This is a genomic window from Curtobacterium sp. Arg-1 (assembly GCF_025643395.1).
Lineage (GTDB): Bacteria > Actinomycetota > Actinomycetes > Actinomycetales > Microbacteriaceae > Curtobacterium > Curtobacterium poinsettiae.
Genome location: NZ_CP095731.1, coordinates 1,769,281 through 1,786,724, shown reverse-complemented (window position 1 = coordinate 1,786,724; position 17,444 = coordinate 1,769,281). Strand labels below are relative to the sequence as shown.

20 protein-coding genes are annotated in these 17,444 nt (G+C 72.5%); 5 read left to right on the top strand and 15 right to left on the bottom strand.

What is annotated here, in order from left to right:
• Positions 1-25: 25 nt before the first annotated feature.
• The 15 genes from MXD64_RS08590 to MXD64_RS08520 all read right to left on the bottom strand — a co-directional run bounded on the left by MXD64_RS08590 (position 26) and on the right by MXD64_RS08520 (position 12,657).
• The gene (locus MXD64_RS08590) at positions 26-1,414 is read right to left on the bottom strand and encodes a flagellar hook-length control protein FliK (protein WP_056068512.1); all 1,389 of its coding nucleotides are present in this window, start codon (positions 1,412-1,414) and stop codon (positions 26-28) included.
• Positions 1,411-2,148 carry a C40 family peptidase gene (locus MXD64_RS08585; protein ID WP_259552489.1) on the bottom strand — a complete coding sequence of 246 codons (738 nt, stop codon included), beginning with the start codon at positions 2,146-2,148 and terminating at the stop codon, positions 1,411-1,413. Before MXD64_RS08585 ends, MXD64_RS08590 begins: the two co-directional genes overlap by 4 nt.
• On the bottom strand, positions 2,145-2,576 hold the full coding sequence (locus MXD64_RS08580) for a flagellar FliJ family protein (protein ID WP_056068510.1): 432 nt from the start codon (positions 2,574-2,576) through the stop codon (positions 2,145-2,147). The genes MXD64_RS08585 and MXD64_RS08580 overlap by 4 nt, the downstream gene beginning before the upstream one ends.
• Positions 2,576-3,919 carry a FliI/YscN family ATPase gene (locus MXD64_RS08575; protein WP_056068508.1) on the bottom strand — a complete coding sequence of 448 codons (1,344 nt, stop codon included), beginning with the start codon at positions 3,917-3,919 and terminating at the stop codon, positions 2,576-2,578. The genes MXD64_RS08580 and MXD64_RS08575 overlap by 1 nt, the downstream gene beginning before the upstream one ends.
• Entirely contained in the window at positions 3,916-4,581 is a 666-nt protein-coding gene (locus MXD64_RS08570) for a FliH/SctL family protein (RefSeq protein WP_042537077.1), read from the bottom strand. Before MXD64_RS08570 ends, MXD64_RS08575 begins: the two co-directional genes overlap by 4 nt.
• Positions 4,574-5,614: a flagellar motor switch protein FliG gene (fliG, locus tag MXD64_RS08565; RefSeq protein ID WP_042537259.1), complete on the bottom strand. Its 1,041-nt coding sequence runs from the start codon at positions 5,612-5,614 to the stop codon at positions 4,574-4,576. The genes MXD64_RS08570 and fliG overlap by 8 nt, the downstream gene beginning before the upstream one ends.
• A gap of 8 nt (positions 5,615-5,622) precedes the next feature.
• A complete protein-coding gene (fliF, locus tag MXD64_RS08560) occupies positions 5,623-7,293 on the bottom strand; it encodes a flagellar basal-body MS-ring/collar protein FliF (RefSeq protein ID WP_042537076.1) in 1,671 nt (556 codons plus the stop codon).
• Positions 7,293-7,628 (bottom strand): flagellar hook-basal body complex protein FliE, encoded by a 336-nt coding sequence (fliE, locus tag MXD64_RS08555; RefSeq protein ID WP_042537074.1) that lies wholly within the window; start codon positions 7,626-7,628, stop codon positions 7,293-7,295. Before fliE ends, fliF begins: the two co-directional genes overlap by 1 nt.
• Entirely contained in the window at positions 7,628-8,023 is a 396-nt protein-coding gene (locus MXD64_RS08550; RefSeq protein ID WP_017886136.1) for a flagellar basal body rod protein FlgC, read from the bottom strand. The genes fliE and MXD64_RS08550 overlap by 1 nt, the downstream gene beginning before the upstream one ends.
• Complete coding sequence (locus MXD64_RS08545; RefSeq protein ID WP_017886135.1) at positions 8,020-8,364, bottom strand: flagellar basal body protein; 345 nt, start codon at positions 8,362-8,364, stop codon at positions 8,020-8,022. The genes MXD64_RS08550 and MXD64_RS08545 overlap by 4 nt, the downstream gene beginning before the upstream one ends.
• 249 nt (positions 8,365-8,613) lie before the next feature.
• Positions 8,614-8,916, bottom strand: coding sequence for a hypothetical protein (locus MXD64_RS08540; RefSeq protein WP_017886134.1), 303 nt, complete (start codon positions 8,914-8,916; stop codon positions 8,614-8,616).
• Complete coding sequence (locus MXD64_RS08535; protein ID WP_017886133.1) at positions 8,906-9,379, bottom strand: flagellar export chaperone FliS; 474 nt, start codon at positions 9,377-9,379, stop codon at positions 8,906-8,908. The genes MXD64_RS08540 and MXD64_RS08535 overlap by 11 nt, the downstream gene beginning before the upstream one ends.
• Positions 9,380-9,390: 11 nt before the next feature.
• Positions 9,391-10,779 (bottom strand): flagellar filament capping protein FliD, encoded by a 1,389-nt coding sequence (gene fliD, locus MXD64_RS08530; protein WP_231564021.1) that lies wholly within the window; start codon positions 10,777-10,779, stop codon positions 9,391-9,393.
• A gap of 104 nt (positions 10,780-10,883) precedes the next feature.
• Positions 10,884-11,723, bottom strand: coding sequence for a flagellin N-terminal helical domain-containing protein (locus MXD64_RS08525; protein ID WP_031259268.1), 840 nt, complete (start codon positions 11,721-11,723; stop codon positions 10,884-10,886).
• A gap of 118 nt (positions 11,724-11,841) precedes the next feature.
• Entirely contained in the window at positions 11,842-12,657 is an 816-nt protein-coding gene (locus MXD64_RS08520) for a sigma-70 family RNA polymerase sigma factor (protein ID WP_040419087.1), read from the bottom strand.
• Positions 12,658-13,099: 442 nt separating this feature from the next.
• On the opposite strand from MXD64_RS08520, the gene MXD64_RS08515 reads away from it, so the two are divergent.
• From MXD64_RS08515 to MXD64_RS08495, 5 genes are all read left to right on the top strand, one after another.
• Positions 13,100-13,585, top strand: coding sequence for a flagellar protein FlgN (locus MXD64_RS08515; RefSeq protein ID WP_017886129.1), 486 nt, complete (start codon positions 13,100-13,102; stop codon positions 13,583-13,585).
• Positions 13,586-13,589: 4 nt separating this feature from the next.
• Positions 13,590-15,011, top strand: a complete 1,422-nt coding sequence (gene flgK, locus MXD64_RS08510) for a flagellar hook-associated protein FlgK (RefSeq protein WP_263137415.1) — start codon at positions 13,590-13,592, stop codon at positions 15,009-15,011.
• A gap of 2 nt (positions 15,012-15,013) precedes the next feature.
• Entirely contained in the window at positions 15,014-15,895 is an 882-nt protein-coding gene (locus tag MXD64_RS08505) for a flagellin N-terminal helical domain-containing protein (RefSeq protein ID WP_263137414.1), read from the top strand.
• Entirely contained in the window at positions 15,892-16,260 is a 369-nt protein-coding gene (gene fliW / locus MXD64_RS08500; protein WP_017886126.1) for a flagellar assembly protein FliW, read from the top strand. Before MXD64_RS08505 ends, fliW begins: the two co-directional genes overlap by 4 nt.
• Before the next feature lie 255 nt (positions 16,261-16,515).
• Positions 16,516-17,439: a hypothetical protein gene (locus MXD64_RS08495; RefSeq protein ID WP_263137412.1), complete on the top strand. Its 924-nt coding sequence runs from the start codon at positions 16,516-16,518 to the stop codon at positions 17,437-17,439.
• Positions 17,440-17,444: the final 5 nt, after the last annotated feature.

Sequence of the window (17,444 nt, the reverse complement as noted above, 5' to 3'; positions counted from 1 at the left end):
GGTGCGTTCCTGTTCGTGAGCCGGATCAGGCGAGGACGTCGAGTCCCGCGGTGCGGATGGAGGGCGTGTGGGTGGCGGGCTGCGTGCGCGGGGTGCCCCGCGCCTCCAGTCCGGGGTCGCCAGGCAGCACACGTGCGGCCGGGCGCTCGTCGCGACCCGGCGCGTCCTGCGGCTGGTTCTGCGACGACAGGTCGAGCGTGGTGCTCACACCGGTGCCGCCGGCGTCGCGTCGCAGGTCCGGCAGCACCTGGCGGACGGCCTCGCGGCCGGCGTCCGACGCGGCGAACAGCTCGACGTGCATGCCGTGCGCGGTGACGTGCGCGCGCACCGTGACCGGGCCGAGGCTGTCCGGCACGACCTGCACGGTGACGACGTGCTCGCCGGGGCCGGCCTGTGCGAGCGTGAACACCGGTCGCGCCAGCTGCTGGGCGAGCGGCGCCGGGGCCGGCGCGGTCGCCGCGGCGGGCGCGGCGGTCGGCGTCGTCGACATGACGAACGGGGTCTCGCCACCGCGGCTGGGGACGACGGCCGGGAGGCCCGGATCGCCCGGCGTCGACGCCTGCTGCTGGGTCCCGTGGCCGGCTCGGGAGCCGGTGCCGGCTGCCGGGGCGGCACCCGCTGCGACGGCCGGCAGCGGGGCCGGGGTGCCGGTGGAGGTGGCTTCGTCGGTCCGCGTCGGTGCCGCGGCCGGGATCGCCGCCGCCGGGACAGCGACGGTGGCGCCGGCGACCGCGGTCGGCGCGGGGGCGGTGCCCGGAGCGGCCTCGGAGGCAGCTGCCGGCGACGCGGTGCCCCTCGGCGGCACCGCGGGCGCCGACGGAGCGGTCGCCGTCACCGCGGGCACGGCCGGCGCCGTCGCCGGTGCCTGCTGCGGGGCGACGGAAGCGGTTCCGCTCGTCGGCGTCGGGGCGGACGAGGTCTGTGACGCCGTGTCCGCGGCCGGCACCGGCACCGGCTTCGGTGTGGTCGTCGGGATCGCAGCGGTCCCGTCGGTTGCGTGCGGGCCCGCCACGGACGGCTCCCCCGTGCGGACGGCGGCCTGGCCCGCCGTCGTGCTCGTGGCGACGGCAGCCGGAGCGGCCGGCGCGGCTGGCGTGGCCGTGAGCCCGACGGCGAGCAGCGACTGCGCGTCGACGGACGTGGGATCGGTCGCCGGCACCGACCGGTCCGACGTCGAGGTCGAGGTCGACGCGGACGGCGTGACAGCGGTGCTCGGCGTCGCGGCCGAACCGTCCGCTGTGCGGCCCTCGGTGTCGTCCCGCTCGGCAGCACCGTCGCCGGCTCGCCGCTCGGTCGCGACGGCGGCGGTCAGTGCCGCACCGAAGGACCCGGCAGCCGCAGGGTCGGACGCTGCACCCCGGGTGGGGCTCGGTGCGGTGGGCACGGACGGCTGGGTGGCGATGGTCAGGCTCATGCGGCGCTCCCGGACTGCATCATGGACAGCAGCGCGGCGGTCTGCAGGTCGGTCGCGGAACGCGCAACCGAGGCGCTCGGCGCGGTGACGGCCGCCGGGGCCGCCTGCGCGGGGACGATCCGCCGGATCGTCGCGATGTCGCCGTCGGAGTACCAGTTGTCGACGATCCGGACGTCCTTGCCGGGGCGCGGCGCGTGCAGCACCTTGCCGTCGCCGACGTAGATGACGACGTGGCCCTCGCCCTTCGGGATGATCAGGTCCCCGGGCTGGGCGTCCTTGAGGGAGCCGACCTCGACGCCCATCTTCGCCTGGTCCGGCACGACCCGGGGCATCGTGACCCCGAGGTCCTTGAAGACCGTCTGCACCAGGCCCGAGCAGTCCATGCCCGCGGTCGTCTCCCCGCCGAACACGTACGGCACGCCGAGGTACTTCTTCGCGTCGGCCACGACGTCAGCCCCGGTGGCACCGCTGCCGGTGGCGAGGGTGCCGGCCCCGGCGTCGACCGAGGTCGCGGGGGCACGGGTGGCCGTCGGGGTGGCCGAGGCCGTCGCACCGGCAGCGGTCGCGGCGCCGGTCGTGCCGTCGGCGGTGGCGAGGGCGTCCGCGAAGGCCGCGGACCCCGCGGCACCGCTGGCGGCGGAGGCGCTCGGGGCAGCCGTGGCCGTCCCGCCGCGCAGCGTGTCGATCTGGGACCGGATCTCCGAGATCCGGGAGAGCACCGCTTCGACGGTCATCGGGCACCACCTTCCGTGCGGCGTCGTGCCGCGATCTCGTCGAGGGCGTTCTGTTCGGTCCGGAGTTCCTCGGCCGCCTGCTGCTCGGTGTGCTTGCCCTCGAGCTTCTCGAGTCCGACGGCGGCACGGCGGGCGGCGGTGTAGTCCTGCTGCGCCCGGTCGGCGTCCGCGCGGCGGTTCTGCACGACGGCGTCGAGCTCCTCGAGCATCCCGCGCGTCGCGGCACGTGCTGCGGCGACGGCGCTCAGGGTGGCGGCGTCCTGGATCGGTTGGGCGTCCTCGCTGTCGGCGAGGCTCCGGCGTGCGGCGATCCGGGCGTCGGCCGCGTCACGCACACGCTCGTTCGCGGTGGCGAGCGTGGCGGCGGCACGGTCCTGCTGGGTGTGCCGCAGGCGCAGGAGCCCGGCGAGCGGGAAACGGCGGGCCATCACGACACCCCCAGCTGCTGCACGAGGCCGCCGAGGCGCTGCCAGGACGCATCTGCGGTGGCACGCTCGTCCATGCCCTGGCGCAGGAAGGCGTCGATCGATCCCTGGTGGTCGACCGCGGCGTCCACCAGGGGGTTCGATCCGCGCTGGTAGGCGCCGACGTCGAGCAGGTCCTGGGCACCGGCGCGCGCGGCCATCACCTTCCGCAGCACGGTGGCCGCGGCTCGCTGCTCGGGTCGGGTGACCTTCGAGGCGACACGGGAGACCGAGCCGAGGGCGTCGACCGACGGGAAGTGCCCGGTGATCGCGAGCTTGCGGTCGAGCACGACGTGACCGTCCAGGATGCTGCGGGCGGCGTCCGCGATCGGCTCGTTGTGGTCGTCGCCGTCGACCAGCACGGTGTACATGCCGGTGATGCTGCCGACGCGGTCGGTCCCGGCGCGCTCGAGCAGGCCGGCGAGCACCGAGAACGTCGACGGTGGGTAGCCCCGGGTGGCCGGCGGCTCCCCCACCGACAGGCCGATCTCGCGCTGCGCCATGGCGACGCGCGTGAGTGAGTCCATCATGAGCACGACGTCCTGGCCGGCGTCGCGGAACGACTCCGCGATGCGGGTGGCCACGAACGCGGCACGCAGGCGCATGAGCGCGGGTTCGTCCGAGGTCGACACGACGACGATCGAGCGGGCGAGCCCCTCGGGTCCCAGGTCGTCCTCCAGGAACTCGCGGACCTCGCGGCCGCGCTCCCCCACCAGGGCGATGACGTTGACGGCCGCGTCGCTGCCCCGCGCGATCATCGAGAGCAGCGAGGACTTGCCCACGCCGGACCCGGCGAACAGGCCCATGCGCTGCCCACGGCCGACCGTGGTCAGGGTGTCGAGGACCCGCACGCCGAGCTGCATGGGCGTGTCGATGCGGGTCCGCGCCATCGCGCTCGGGGTGTCGTGGTCGAGCGGGACCCAGGTGACGGGTTCGCCCCGGGGGCCTTCGAGCGGGCCGCGGTCGTCGATCGGCCGGCCGAGCCCGTCGAGCACCCGGCCGAACAGTCCGGAACCGGTCGGCACGAGCACCGGGCGGCCGGTCGGACGCGCCGGTGTGCCGGCGGTGACCCCGATCAGACGGCCGAGCGGCATGCAGCGGATGCCCGAGGCATCCGTGGCGACGACCTCGACCGCGGTCTGTTCGCCGTCCTCGGCGCCCACCGTGACGACGTCGCCGACGCGGGCGTCGAGCCCGGCGATCGTCAGCCCCAGGCCGACGGCGCTCGTCACGACGCCCACCCGCTGGGGTGCGGCGCGCAGCAGCGCCTCGTCGAGGCCGCGCGGGCGGAGCAGGGTGGCGGTCACCGGTCGGCTCCCGTCGCGTCGACACCGAGCGCGGTGCGTGCGCGGTCGAGCGCCGTCGCGATGCGCGCGTCGAGGATGCCGTCCGGCAGGTCGACGACGGCGTCGCCGTCGCGCAGCGTGCCGTCCGCCATCACCGGGACCGGCAGGTCGAGCCCGGCGACGCGCGCAGCGTCCGCCGGGCTGAGCCGGACGGCCACCGGGACCGTGCGGTCGACGGACGCGAGCGCCCGCCGGACGGTGGCCTCGGCACCGGAGGTGATCCGGGCCTCCCGGCTGCCCGGTCCGTCGAGGACGGTCGCGTCGTGTGCGGGCCTGGAGGCGCGGACCACGTTGCCGACGATCGCCTCGGCCAGGTCGACTGCCGCGCTCGCGACCGACGCCTCGGCGTCCGCCAGGACGGGTGCGACCGCGGACAGCAGGGCGTTCGTGGCGGCGTCGAGGACCGCGATGCGACGTGCCGTGTCGGCCTGCAACGCGGTGACCCGGGCGGCGTGCTCGGCTTCGAGCCGGGCGCGCAGGGCCTCGGTCTCGGCCTGCGCAGCACGCAGCCCGGCGGTGTAGCCGGCCGCGTGCCCGCGGACGTCGGCGCTCGACGCGCGGTCGCGTCCGGCGGTGGCGGTGATCGCCGGGAAGGCGACGCGGTGCACGACGGTGTCAGTCAACGAGCTCGTCCTCCTCGGCGCGGTGCACGGTGACGATGCCCTGGGCCTCGAGTTCCCGCACGGAACGGACGACCTCGGCACGCGCTTCCTCGACCTGCGAGACCCGCACCGGGCCCATGGCCTGCAGCTCGTCGTCGAGCAGTTCGCGGTTGCGCTCGGACACGTTCGCGCGGATGGTCTCGACGACCGGCCCGGCGGCGCCCTTCATGGCGGTCGCGAGGATCTTGGAGTCGATGCCGCGCAGCACCTGCTGGATGTCGCGGGACTCGAGCTTCACGATGTCCTCGAAGGTGAGCATGCGGGAGCGGATGTCCTCGGCGAGCTCCGGGTCGCGGGCCTCGAGTCCCTCGAGCACGGCCTTCTCGGTCGCGACGTCGGAGCGGTTGATGATGTCGACCAGGGGTGCGATGCCGCCGACGACCTCGACGCTCTCGCGCGGCGAGACGACCGCACCGGCACGCTGGCGCAGCACCCCGGCCACGATGCCGACGGCCTCGGGCGTCGCGCTGCCCATGGTGGCGAACGCCTGGGCGACGTCGGTGCGGACACGCTCGTCGACGCCGGCGAGCACGGCGCTGGCCTGCCCCGGGCCCAGGTGCGCCAGCACGAGGGCGATGGTCTGCGGCAGCTCGCCCTCGAGCAGGGTGACGACCTGGCCTGGTTCGGCGTCGTCGAGGAAGTCGAACGACTGCCCGGCGAGGTTCGAGGCCAGACGGTCCATCACGCCGGCGGCCCGCTCGGCGCCGAACGACGCCTCGAGCAGCCCGAGGGCGGTCTCCTTGCCGCCGCGCTTCTGCGTGCGGCCGCTCATCGTGAGGCGGTGGAACTCGCTCATGGTCTGGTCGACGACGGTGTCCTCGAGGCGGCGCATCCGGACGATCTCGGCGGAGATCTCCTCGGCCTCCATCTCGGTGAACTGCTTCATCACCGCGCTCGCGCGCTCGGTCTCCATCTGCATGAGGATGAGCGCGACCTTCTGCGCGCCGGTCAGGGCACGGTCGCTCGGGCCGGTTCCGCCGCCGGGGCTCGGCATCAGCGCGCTCACACCGGCGCCCGGTCGTCCAGCAGCCCGCGCAGGAGCTCGGCGGTGCGCTTCGGGTCGCGCTCGGCCAGGGCGGAGATGTCCTGACGGCGGCGCTCGGCCGTGATCTCCTCGGTGGTCAGCACCTCGGTCGGGGCGTCCCCGGCGGGCATCGCCGAGAGCACGGCGGTCGGGGCGTCACCGGCACCGAGCGTCGCCCGGTCGTCGAGCCCGTCCATCGCGAGGGGCAGCTGGAACGTCTCGCCGGCGAAGGCGTCGAGCTCGCCGAGGTCGACGGCCTCGCGCTCCTGCTTGCGGTTGCGGCGGGCGACGAAGAACATGATCGCGATGACGGCCAGGACGATGCCGATCACGATGCCGGCGGTGCGGATCGACGACCACAGTGCTTCCTGCTGGTCGGCCTTCTGCTGCTCCTCGAGCGCCTTCGCGGCCTGGTCGGAGGCACTCGTGTCGAAGTCCATCATCGCCACCTTGACCTGGTCGCCACGGGCCTGGTCGACCCCTGCAGCGGCGGACACCAGGTCGTTGATGCTCTGCAGGTTCGCGTTCTGCACGGCGTCGGCCTTCGAGTTCAGCGCGACCGAGATGGTCTGCCGGTCGAGCCCGCCCGAGGGGATCTGCGTGGTCTCGGTGGTGTGGTCGACGGCGTTGTTCTTCGTCGCCGACTCGTTCTTGTACCCGTCGTCGCCGGCGCCGCTCGTGGCGGTGCCGTTCGGGACGGCGATGTTGTCCGGGCCGAGGACGCCGGTGGCACCCTTCCCTGCGCCGGCACCGGCGCCGTACTCCTCGGTGGTGCTCGACTCGTTCAGCGCGACCGGGCCCGAGGTCGGGCTCGTGTAGCTCTCCGACGTCCGGGTGCCGGACTCCTGGTTCATCGTCCCCGAGACCACGACGGTCGCGTTGCCGGCCCCGAGCGTGGTGTCGAGCAGGTCCTGGATCTTCTTGCTCGTCGCCGCGTCGTAGTCGGCGGCCTGGTCCGCGCCGCTGCCGGTCGCACCGGTGCCCACGGCCGACAGGGTCTGGCCCTTCGCGTCGACGACGGAGACGTCGGTGGGCTGCATGCCCTCGACCGAGGCGCTCGTCAGGTGCACGACGGCCTGCACCTGGTCGGTGCTGAGCTGCGTGCCGTTCTCGGTCGCGATGAACACCGACGCGGTCGGGTCCTTCTCCTCGGACACGAACACGGACTTCTCCGGGATCGCGAGCTGCACGGTGGCGGTCTGCACGCCGTCCATCGCGCCGATGGTCTTGGCGAGCTCGCCCTCCATCGCACGCTTGTACGTGACGTCCTGCTGGAACTCCGAGCTCGTCACGCCCATCTTGTCGAGCAGCGAGTAGCCGCCCTCGTTCGACGACGGCAGGCCGTTCGACGCCGCCTTGAGCCGCTCGGAGTACACCTGCGCCTGCGGCACGAGGATCGTCGCACCGCCGTCGGTGAGCTGGAACGGCACGCCGTCGGTCTGCAGCTGGTCTGTGATGGAGCTCGCGTCGGCCGCGGCGAGCCCGGTGAAGAGCGGCGCGTAGGACGCCTTGCCGAGCCAGGACGCCAGGGCGATCCCGCCGAGCACGAGTGCCGCGATCGCCAGGATCGCGATGGTGCGCTGGGCGGCGGAGAAGCCCTTGACGTACGCGGACAGGCGTGCGAGGACGTTCTTGACGGCGACGGGCATCAGGCCTGCATCCTCATGATCTCGTTGAAGGCGTCGACGCCCTTGTTGCGGACGGCGGAGACGAGCTCGAGCGTGACCTGCGCGCGGGTGGCGGCGATCGTGGCGTCGTGGATGTCGTCGAGGTTGCCGGTGACGGCCTTGAGCGCGAGGGTCTTCGAGTCGCTCTGCAGCGACTGCAGCCCGTCGACGGCGTTGCCGAGGCTCGCGGCGAACCCGCTGCCGTCGGTGCTCGTCGCGCCCGCAGCGCCGGCGACGTCGCTGGACGTGCCGGACACACCGGTCAGTGCGTTCGTCATCGCGTTGGTGGTCACACCGTTGACGGCGTCGATGGGCATCAGTTCTTCCCGATCTGCAGTGCCGCCTCGTAGGCGGTCTTGGCACGGTCGACCACGGCGGCGTTCGCCTGGTAGCCGCGCTGGGCCATGATGAGGTCCGCCATCTGCGTGCCGAGGTCGATGTCGGGCATGCGGACGTAGCCCTCCTCGTTCGCGAGCGGGTTGTCCGGGTCGTAGGTGACACGGCCGGCGGCGCTGCCGAACGCGGCGCCCTTGACGTAGGCACCGGAGACGCCGGCGCCTTCCTGCACCTCGACGTACCGCGCCTGGAACGCGGTGTCGTCCATCGACTTCACGGTGTTCGCGTTGGCGATGTTGTCCGAGACGGCGTCGAGCCACTTCCGGTGCACGGTCAGACCGGTGCTCGCGATGCCGATCGCGTCGAAGGTCGTCACGAGTTCGTCCGCATCGCCGCACGGACGCTGGTGAGCTCGGAGTTCATCGCCTGCGTCGCGAACTGGTACCGCAGCACCGTGTCGATGTTCGACAGCGTCTCCTCGTCGAGGTTGACGTTGTTGCCGTTCGTGTTCGTCGGCTCGAGGCTGCGCGCCATCGTCGGCGTGGTGGCGCCGTCGCCGTCCACGATCGACTTCGCCAGGGCGTCCTCGAACTGGACCTTCTCGGCGTGGTAGTTCGTCGTGTTGATGTTCGCGATGTTGTTCGCGATCACCTTCTGACGCATCGACAGGCCGTCGAGTGCACTCTGCAGCGCGACGCTCGTCACGGAATCGAACACGGAAGGGTCCCCCTCGTCAGGGCGTGTCGTCGTGCTGACGACGTCGCCGTGCGGTGGTGGCCGATCCCTGGCCGAACTGGTGAGCGATCCGTGCTCGTGGGGCGCTATCGGAGCCCGTCGTCGGCCGCGTTAGGCGTCGCCCCGAACGGGGGGGGCGGTCGGCGCTGCGCGGGGCGGAGCACCCGAGATGCGACAGAGCACCCGTCGATCGACGGGTGCTCTGTCGCAGAACTGGTGCGGGGGTGCGGGTCAGGCGGACGCGTCGAGGTACACGGATCCGCGGGGCTCGCGCGTGGCGTCGACGGCGCGCAGGGCGCCGAGGTGCTCCAGCGTCGAGCGGCGGTCCGCCTCGAGCGCCGTCATGCGGTCCCGCTGCGCGGCGAGCAGCCGGGAGGCCCGTCCCACCAGGTCGCGCGGCAGCGGTCCCAGCCCGGCTGGCTCCGACCACCCGGCCACGGCCGTGGAACCGGCCGCCTGCCCGGCGGCGTCGCGTTCCAGGGACGTGAGCAGGGCCTCCCAGACGGCTCGCCCGTCGGGCTGCTCAGGCGACACCGAGGGCTCCCCCGGTCGGCTGCTGCGTGGCGGGCGTCGCTGGCAGCGACGCGGCCGCCTCGTGCCACGACTGACGCAGCGGCTCGAGGATCCGGATGCAGTCGCGGGTCGCCTGCACGTCGCGGTGCACGTTGGCGGTGATGAGCGAGGTGGACGCGTAGTTGTACACGGCGAGCAGGCCCTCGCCGCCGTCCCAGACGTCGATCCGGAGCGTGCTGGACAGCTCCCCCACGATGGCCTGGGCGTGCAGGAGCTGTTCGCGTGCCGCCGCCCAGTCGGCGGCGACCTGCGCAGCCTCGGCCCGGTGCAGGTCGAGCAGCAGTCGGTCGTAGAGCATCGTCACGAGCTGGGCCGGGGTCGCCGAGAGCACGGCCTCGTTCGTGTACTGGGCACGTCGCTGGTCGGTGACGGTGCGGGGCTGGGCGGCCTGGCGGAAGGCGGCGGCCTGGAAGTCGAAGGTCATGGTCGTTCCCGTCAGCTCGACGTCGAGGCGAGCTGGCTGGCGAGCCAGCTCGACTGCGACTGGAGCTTGCTGAGGCTGGTCTCGAGTGATGCGTAGAGGGTCTGCAGCGAGGCCCGGCGCATCGCCAACCGGTCGGTCCAGCTGTCGATCTGGGTGGTCAGGTCCTTCGCGACGGCCTGCTGGCCGGTGATGGAGGTCGTGACGGAGCCGTCGTACTTGTCGGACGCGGCGGTGGCTGCGGCGCCGACGTTGGCGGCCACGCCGGAGAGCATCGCCTGGGTGGCCTTCGGGTCGGTCGCGAGGGCTTTCTGGAAGACCTCGGGGTCGAAGGTGAAGGTGCCGTCCTTCATGATCACGATGCCGATGGTCGACGGCGACTTGCCGTCGACGGGGGCGGACATCGTGCTCGTCAGGCGCTGCACCGCGTCGCGGGAGGCGCCGTCGCCGGTCAGGACACCGGCCTTGGTCGTCGTGGTGCCGGACGTGGCACTGGTCGTGCTCGAGACCGTGGTGTTCGTCTTGTAGTAGGCCGCGATCGCGTTCATCGCGTCGACGAGCCCGGAGGCCACGGACTGGGCCTTCGTGGTGTCCTGCGCGACGGTGACGGTGACCGGCTCGGCGGTGGTCTTCGACACCGTGACGTCGACCCCGGGGACGAGGCCCGTGAAGGTGTTGGTGGCGCTCGTGACCGTCTGCGCGGCGGCGGTGCCGGCCCAGAGGGTGACACTGGCATCGGTCGCCGCGGTCACGACCGCGGCACCGGTCTCGGTCAGGACGTTCGTCGCGGTGCCTGCTGCCACGGCGTCCGCGCCACCCCGGTACACCTGGAACCCGCCGGCCGCCCCGGTCTTCGCGGACGTGAGCTGCAGGCGGGAGAGCTTGGTGCCGTCGGCGTCGGTACCGGCGGAGACCTTCGTCGCGGTGACGCCCGCACCGGACTTGTTCAGGGCGGACACGACGTCGTCGAGGGAGCCGGACGTCGGCGTCACCGTGGTCGACTTGCCGTCCGCGCCGACGATCGTGATCGGCTGCGCATCGCTGGACCACGTCGACATCGCAGCCGTGACACCGACCTGGGCCGAGGCGGTCGATCCGACGGTGAAGCTGATGGACCCGGCGGTCGCGCCGGTGCCGGTGAGGGCCGTGACGCCGGCAGCGCTGCTCGTCGCGGCGAAGAGGTCCAGCGACGAGGCCTTCGCGGCGTCCGCGGCCTTGGTGGCGAGCCCCTGGATCAACCCGTTGAGCGTCTGCAGTGACGAGATGAACGAGTTGGTGGTGGTGAGCTTGTTCTTGAGCAGGGTCTGCGGGACGCCCTCGACGCTCATCAGCGAGTTGATGAGGTCGGTCGTCTTGAGACCGCTGACCAGACCGTCGATCGCGAGGCTGGTGCTCGAGGACACGGACGAGGACATCGTCGACACTCCCTGGCGTCGTGGAGGTGGTCAGGACGGCGAGGTCCGCCCTCCGTGCCCGCAGGGGGCCCGGAGGGCGGACCGCGTGATGGCTAGCGCAGGAGCGAGAGCACGCCCTGGGTGCTCTGGTTCGCCTGCGCGAGCATCGAGGTGCCGGCCTGGCTCAGGATGTTGTCGCGCGTGTACTTGACCATCTCCTGTGCCATGTCGACGTCGGTGATGCGCGAACCGGCAGCCGTCAGGTTCTCCTTGGCCACGTTCGTCACGTTGATGGCGTGGTCGAAGCGGTTCTGGATGGCACCGATGGTCGAACGAGCGGAGGAGACGTACTTGATCTGCTCGTCGATCGCGGTGATGGCAGCCTGAGCGTTCGTGGCCGAGTCGAAGGTGAGCGCGCCGACCGCGGTCGACACGGACTCCACGTTCGACTTCGACAGGTCCACGTCGATCTGGCTCGCCGCGTCACCGTTCGCGCCGACCTGGAACTTCAGCACCCCTGCGGCGCCGGCGGAGCCGTCGAGCAGCTTGATGCCGTTGAAGTTGGTCGACGCCGAGATGCGGGTGAGCTCCTTGGTGAGCTCGCCGACCTCGGTGGTGATCGCCTTCCGCGAGTCCTCGTTGTTCGAGTCGTTGCCGGCCTGGACGGCCAGGTCGCGCATGCGCTGGAGGATCGAGTGGGTCTCGGTGAGGCCACCTTCAGCGGTCTGCACGACGGAGATGCCGTCCTGCGCGTTGCGGGCGGCGACCGTGAGGCCACCGACCTGGGACTTCAGCCCCTCGGAGATCGTCAGACCGGAAGCGTCGTCGGCAGCACGGTTGATGCGGAGGCCGCTCGAGAGCTTCTCGAGGGACTTCGACAGGTCGTTCTGCGTCGAGTTCAGGTTCCGGTACGTGTTGAGTGCCGAGAGGTTGGTGTTGATGGACATACCCATGGTGGTTTCCTCCGTGAACGTGGGTCGTGCGTCTGCCCGTCCGTGGGCTGACATGGATGACTCTCGGCCGGTCGCCGGGAGTCGTTAGGGGATCGGCGGAGAAGTTTCCGCCGACGTCTCAACTCGCCGCGACGGCCGGTCCTGCTGCAGCGTCGTGCACCGCGCGGGCGACACCGGCGGCGGCGTTCGTGGCGACACGGGCCAGGTACGCACTGCGACGGGCCGCGGTGGTGCGGCTGGCGGGCTCGACGGTGGTGCCGTCGCCGTAGTGGGCGGCGAGACCGTCGTGGAGCAGGCGCATCGCCTCGGAGCGCTGCTGCGAGACGGCGGAGTGCGTGATGCCGAGCTCGGCGGCGACGTCGGTGACCGATCGGTCGCCGAAGTACACGGCCTCGACGATGAAGCGCATCCGCTCGGGCAGGGCCTCGACCGCGGCGCGGAGGTACCGGCGTTTCTCGGTCTCGAGCAGGTCGTCCCCCGGGAGCGGCAGGTCTGCCGCGACCAGGTCGTGCACGGTCTCGTCGAGGGGCGCGACGGTGCGGGCGGCGTCGCTCATCGCGTCCACCGCGGTCTGCTTGTCGACGCCCATCGCGTCGGCGATCTCCTGCGCACCGACGGTCCGGCCGAGTCGCGCCGACAGGGCCTCCTGCGTGGCCAGGGTCTCGCGGATGCGCTTGCGGGTGCCGCGGGAGGCCCAGTCGGCCGAGCGCATGTCGTCGGCCAGTGCCCCGGTGATCCGGGTGCGGGCGTAGGCGCCGAACGGGACGCCGAGGGTGGGGTCGAACGCATCGGCCGCGGCGACGAGGGCGAGGGACCCGACGGCGGCGAGGTCGTCGCGGTCCAGGTGCGTCGCCCGGGAGCGGACGTCGGCCACGATGTAGCCCACGAGCGGGAGGTGCTCCACGATCATCGCGTTGCGTTCGGTGCGGTCCATGCTCATCCCCTGGTCGACCTGACGTGTGTCGGCTCACCCGTCCGTGGGCGCGACGAGCGCCGGCCTCGGATGGCCGGTGCGTACGCCGAAGAACCGCCCGGGTCCCTCCGAGCGGAGCACCCCGTGTCGTTCCCGAGCAGTTCCGGGCGTCCCCCGGGGTGCGTTCTGAATGTATCGGCTGGCAATGGGCTGAGTGGGTCCACATGCGTCCCCAGTGCGGGGGTGTCAGGGCCCGGATCCGGTCGGCATTTCTGGGGACTCCGGGTGGGGAACGACCGTTCTTGTCCCCCGACAGGGCTCATCGGGTCACAGTCTCGGCGAGTACTGAGTCGGCACTCGGCCGCCGGGGCTTACGGTCGCGACCACCGAGTCGATAGGTCCCGGTGTCCGCAGGATGACGGACCGGGGGCCACCCCGACGAACCACCACCTGGGAGGAGCTGATGAGCGTGAACGACCTGTCCGCCGTGCTCTGGCGCGAACGCGAGCTGCTCGAACTGCTCACCTTCAAGCTCGAGGAGGAGCAGCTCCTGCTCACCGCGGGCCGCTCCCGCTGGGTGTCGCACGCCAGCCGCGAGGTCGAGCAGGTCCTCGACCGGCTCCGCAGCACCGGACTCGAGCGCGCCGCGCAGAGTGCCGAGGTCGCCGAGGAGTGGGGCGTGCCCGCCGACGCTCCCCTGCGGGACGTCGTCGCCGCGGCGCCGAACGGCCCGTGGGGCGAGATCCTGTCGTCGCACCTCACCGCGATGGTCGAGCTGACCACCCAGATCGGCGCGCTGCGCGACGAGAACGACCGGTTCCTCCGTGCCGCCGCCCAGGCCACCGAGGAGACCCTGGCCGGGACCGTCACCGGCGCCGCCACCTACGACGCCACCGGCACGTCGGGTGCCGGCGCGGACGGCGCCCGCCTGTTCGAGGGGACGCTGTAACACCGTGGTCAGCACCTTCGGATCCCTCGCGACGGCGTACTCCGGCCTCGCCGCGGCCCGGGCCGGCATCGACGTCACCGGCCAGAACATCGCCAACGCCGGCACCGCCGGGTACACGCGGCAGCGCGTCACGCAGAACTCGGTCCCCGCGACCCAGACCGGCTTCATGCGGGGCACCGCGGCCCTCGCCGGCCAGGGCGTCTCCGTCGACGGCATCGCCCGCCTGGCGTCCCTGACGCTCGACGCCGGCGTCCGCGTCGCCGCCGGTTCGTCGGCGTACGCCGACGCCCGCGCCAGCGCACTCTCCGCCCTCGAGACCGGATTGCACGAGCCCGGCAAGGACGGTCTGAGCGCCAAGCTGGATGCGTTCTGGTCGTCCTGGAGCGAGCTCGCCAGCCACCCCGACGACCCCGGTGCCGCGAGCGCGGTGCTCGGGGCCGCGGGCACCGTCGTCTCCGCCCTGGCCGCCGGATCGAAGGCCGTCGATGCGCAGTGGTCGTCGGTGCGCGGCTCCCTGACCGGCCAGGTCGCCCAGCTGAACGGCGCCGCGGAGCAGGTCGCGGACCTGAACGGCCGGATCCGCACCGCACTGGCGTCGGGCGGCACCGCCAACGAGCTGCTCGACCAGCGCGACCAGCTCACGCAGCAGATCGCCACGCTCGCCGGCGGCACCACCCGGACCAACGCCGACGGCACGGTCGACGTGCTCCTCGGTGGCAACCCGCTCGTGCAGGGCACCGACGCCCGCTCGGTCGCCCTCGGCGGCGGCGAGCGTCTGGCCGACGGCACCGCGGTCACCCTGACCTGGACCACCGGCACGACCGGGGCCGTCGGGCTGAGCGGCGGGTCGATCGGCGGAGCCCTCGCCGTCCTGGCGCCCGCGTCCGGCACCGGCACCGGCGGGGCACTCGCCGAGGCGTCCGCGTCCTACGACGCCGTGGCCACCCGACTCGCCACCACCGTGAACGCCCTGCACGCCACCGGGACCACCCCGGCCGGCGCCACGGGCGCACCGTTCTTCTCACTCGCGACCGGTGTGCCCGCCGCCCAGGCGCTCGGCGTCGTCCCCACGGACGCCGGCGGCCTGGCGACGCGGAACGCGGCGGGCGAACTCGACGACTCGTTCGCCGACGCGCTCGCGCGACTCGGGGCGTCGTCCGACGGTGCCGACCAGGTCTGGGCGACGTTCGTGACGGGGGTGGGCACCGCCTCCAGGTCGGCGACGTCGGAATCGACGCTGACCGGACTCGCGCTCACCAACGCACGCACCCAGCAGCAGTCGAGCGCCGGCGTCGACCTCGACGAGGAGAACGTGAACCTGCTGAGCTACCAGCACGCGTACCAGGGCGCCGCGCGCGTCCTGACCGCCGTCGACGAGATGCTCGACACCATCATCAACCGAGTCGGACTCGTCGGGAGGGGCTGATCGTGATCACCCGTGTGACCACCCAGATGTCGATGGCGGCCGCCTCGGCCCGGCTGCAGGCCGGTGCCGCGAAGGTCGCCGAGCTCACCGACCAGGCCACGACGCTGCGCGCCATCCAGAAGCCGTCAGACGACCCCGTCGGCACCGCGTCGTCGATGCAGGTGCGCAAGGAGCAGGCCGCTGCGGCGCAGTACTCGCGGAACGCAGACGACGCCGCGGCGTGGCTCGCGACCACCGACAGTGCACTGTCGAGCGTGTACGGGGTGCTCAACAACGTCCGCGACCTCACGGTCCAGGCCGCGAACTCGGGCACCATGAGCGAGACGAACCGCGACGCCTTCGTCACGCAGTTCCGGTCGCTCAAGGCCGACCTCGAGGCACGAGCCAACACCACCTACGGCACCCGTTCGGTGTTCGCGGGGTCGGCGACCGCCGCTGCCGCCCACGACCCGGCCACGGGTTGGGCGGCCTCGGGCACCGACGTGTCCCGGCGGATCGGTGACGGCACGACCGTCCGCGTCGACACCACCGGCACCGCGGTCTTCGGATCCGGTGACGACTCGGTGTTCGCCGTGATCGACTCCATCGTCAGCGACCTGCAGAACGGGGTGAACGTGAACGCGCGGATCAACGACGTGGACGGCGCGCTCGGGACCGTCCGCGGCGCCCAGGCCGACGTCGGGGTCCGGCACGCCGCCGCGCTCGCGGCGCAGGACTCACTGAAGTCCGCGACCGTCTCGCTCGAGAGCCGCCGCGCCGGCATCGAGGACGTGGACCTCGCCAAGGCCGTCCTCGACCTGCAGGTGCAGCAGACCAACTACCAGGCAGCCCTCGCCGTCACCGCGAAGGTCCTGCAGCCGACCCTGATGGACTACCTCCGATGAGCATCTCCCTGACCTTCGCCGTCCCGCCGTTCGGACTCGCTGCCGCGCCGGCCTTCGCCCTGTCGCCCGTCGACGGCGCCGAGGGGCTGTTCACGCTCGTCGGCGACGACGCGCGGCTGTTCCTGCTCGACGCCGCGGTGCACCTGCCGTCGTACGCGCCCGAGCTCACCGACGAGCAGGCCGCCGCGCTCGGGCTGACCGACCCCGCGGACGCGATGCTGCTGGTGGTCGCGAACCCCGGGGCGTCCGGCACCACGGTCAACCTGCTCGCGCCGATCGTCGTGAACGCCCGCACCGCCGTGGGCGCGCAGATCATCCTCGAGGAGCAGGACCTGCCGCTGCGGGCGGAGCTCGCGCGGGTGTAGCGCGCGCGGTCGCGCCGGGCGCACCCGTTCTGCGACATTCCACCAGTCGTTCGCGTCGTGCATCGTCGGAACATGCACACGCAGTAGTTGCGCGCACATCAGGCGACAACACACGAGTCGTTCGACGCGTGGATCGTCGGAACATGCACACGCACTGCAGGCGGTCAGTCCTCCACAGGGCGCTGTTACCGCCAGAGTCTCCACAGATCGGCGTCCGGAGCGTGCTGGATCTCCGCGTTCGGCGAGCCTGGTGTCATGTCCAGAGCGAACGACGTCGAACTGATCCGCACATCGGGCGCGACCTCCGCCGAACGCCGTGCCCTCGAACGCGACGTTCACCGCGGACGCTTCGAACGCCTCCGTCCGGGCGTCCTCGTCCACCCGGGTGCCCTCGACGGGCTGCACCCCGGCGAGCAGCACCATGTGCTCGTCCGGGCCTCGGCGCACCGGATCCGTGACACGGACGTCGTCTCACACCAGTCTGCCTGCGCCGTCCTCGGTCTGCCGTTGGTCGCAGCGGCACCGCCGAAGGTGCACCTCTCCGATCCGACCACGACGCACACTCGTGTCACGGCGTGGTTCGTCCGGCACGGCTCGCAGATGCGGCCGCCCGCGGTCAGGATCGACGAGGACTCGATACCCACGACGACCCCGGCGAGGACCGCGATCGACGTCGCTGCGACGCGCGCGTTGTTCGAGGCGCTGCCCGTCGTCGACTCCGTGCTCTCGCGTCGGCTCAGCGATCGCGCGACGCTCGAGGCGGAGTTCGCAGCGCTGACAGCAGCCCGCAGCAAGGCGGGCCTCGCGATCGCGATGGGGTCGGCACTGTCGGGGTCGCCGGCCGAGTCGGTGTGCCGGGTGCGGTTCCGCGAGCTCGGCGTGCCCGAGCCGGTGCAGCAGCACGTGTTCGCCCGGGCCGGATCGGCAACGGCGGTGGTGGACTTCTGGTTCCCGGACCAGGGCGTCGTGGTCGAGGTCGACGGCCGCGCGAAGTACGAGGACCCGGTGATGCTCGACGGGCGCTCCACCGCGGACGCGCACTGGCGCGAGAAACGGCGTGAGGACTTCATCCGGTCGTGCCCCGGTGTCCGCGCGGTCGTGCGGCTCTCGTGGGCCGACCTGATGCAGCCCGACCGGGTGCGGGCTGCCCTCCGGCGTGCGGGTGTCCCGTGCGGGTGACCCAC

What these genes read in the sequence shown, in the direction of transcription:
- MXD64_RS08590 (WP_056068512.1), bottom strand. Translation starts at nt 1,414, where the DNA reads ATGAGCCTGACCATCGCCACCCAGCCGTCCGTGCCCACCGCACCGAGC.
- MXD64_RS08585 (WP_259552489.1), bottom strand. Translation starts at nt 2,148, where the DNA reads ATGACCGTCGAAGCGGTGCTCTCCCGGATCTCGGAGATCCGGTCCCAG.
- MXD64_RS08580 (WP_056068510.1), bottom strand. Translation starts at nt 2,576, where the DNA reads ATGGCCCGCCGTTTCCCGCTCGCCGGGCTCCTGCGCCTGCGGCACACC.
- fliG (WP_042537259.1), bottom strand. Translation starts at nt 5,614, where the DNA reads ATGCCGAGCCCCGGCGGCGGAACCGGCCCGAGCGACCGTGCCCTGACC.
- fliF (WP_042537076.1), bottom strand. Translation starts at nt 7,293, where the DNA reads ATGCCCGTCGCCGTCAAGAACGTCCTCGCACGCCTGTCCGCGTACGTC.
- fliE (WP_042537074.1), bottom strand. Translation starts at nt 7,628, where the DNA reads ATGCCCATCGACGCCGTCAACGGTGTGACCACCAACGCGATGACGAAC.
- MXD64_RS08535 (WP_017886133.1), bottom strand. Translation starts at nt 9,379, where the DNA reads ATGACCTTCGACTTCCAGGCCGCCGCCTTCCGCCAGGCCGCCCAGCCC.
- MXD64_RS08525 (WP_031259268.1), bottom strand. Translation starts at nt 11,723, where the DNA reads ATGGGTATGTCCATCAACACCAACCTCTCGGCACTCAACACGTACCGG.
- MXD64_RS08520 (WP_040419087.1), bottom strand. Translation starts at nt 12,657, where the DNA reads ATGGACCGCACCGAACGCAACGCGATGATCGTGGAGCACCTCCCGCTC.
- MXD64_RS08515 (WP_017886129.1), top strand. Translation starts at nt 13,100, where the DNA reads ATGAGCGTGAACGACCTGTCCGCCGTGCTCTGGCGCGAACGCGAGCTG.
- fliW (WP_017886126.1), top strand. Translation starts at nt 15,892, where the DNA reads ATGAGCATCTCCCTGACCTTCGCCGTCCCGCCGTTCGGACTCGCTGCC.
- MXD64_RS08495 (WP_263137412.1), top strand. Translation starts at nt 16,516, where the DNA reads ATGTCCAGAGCGAACGACGTCGAACTGATCCGCACATCGGGCGCGACC.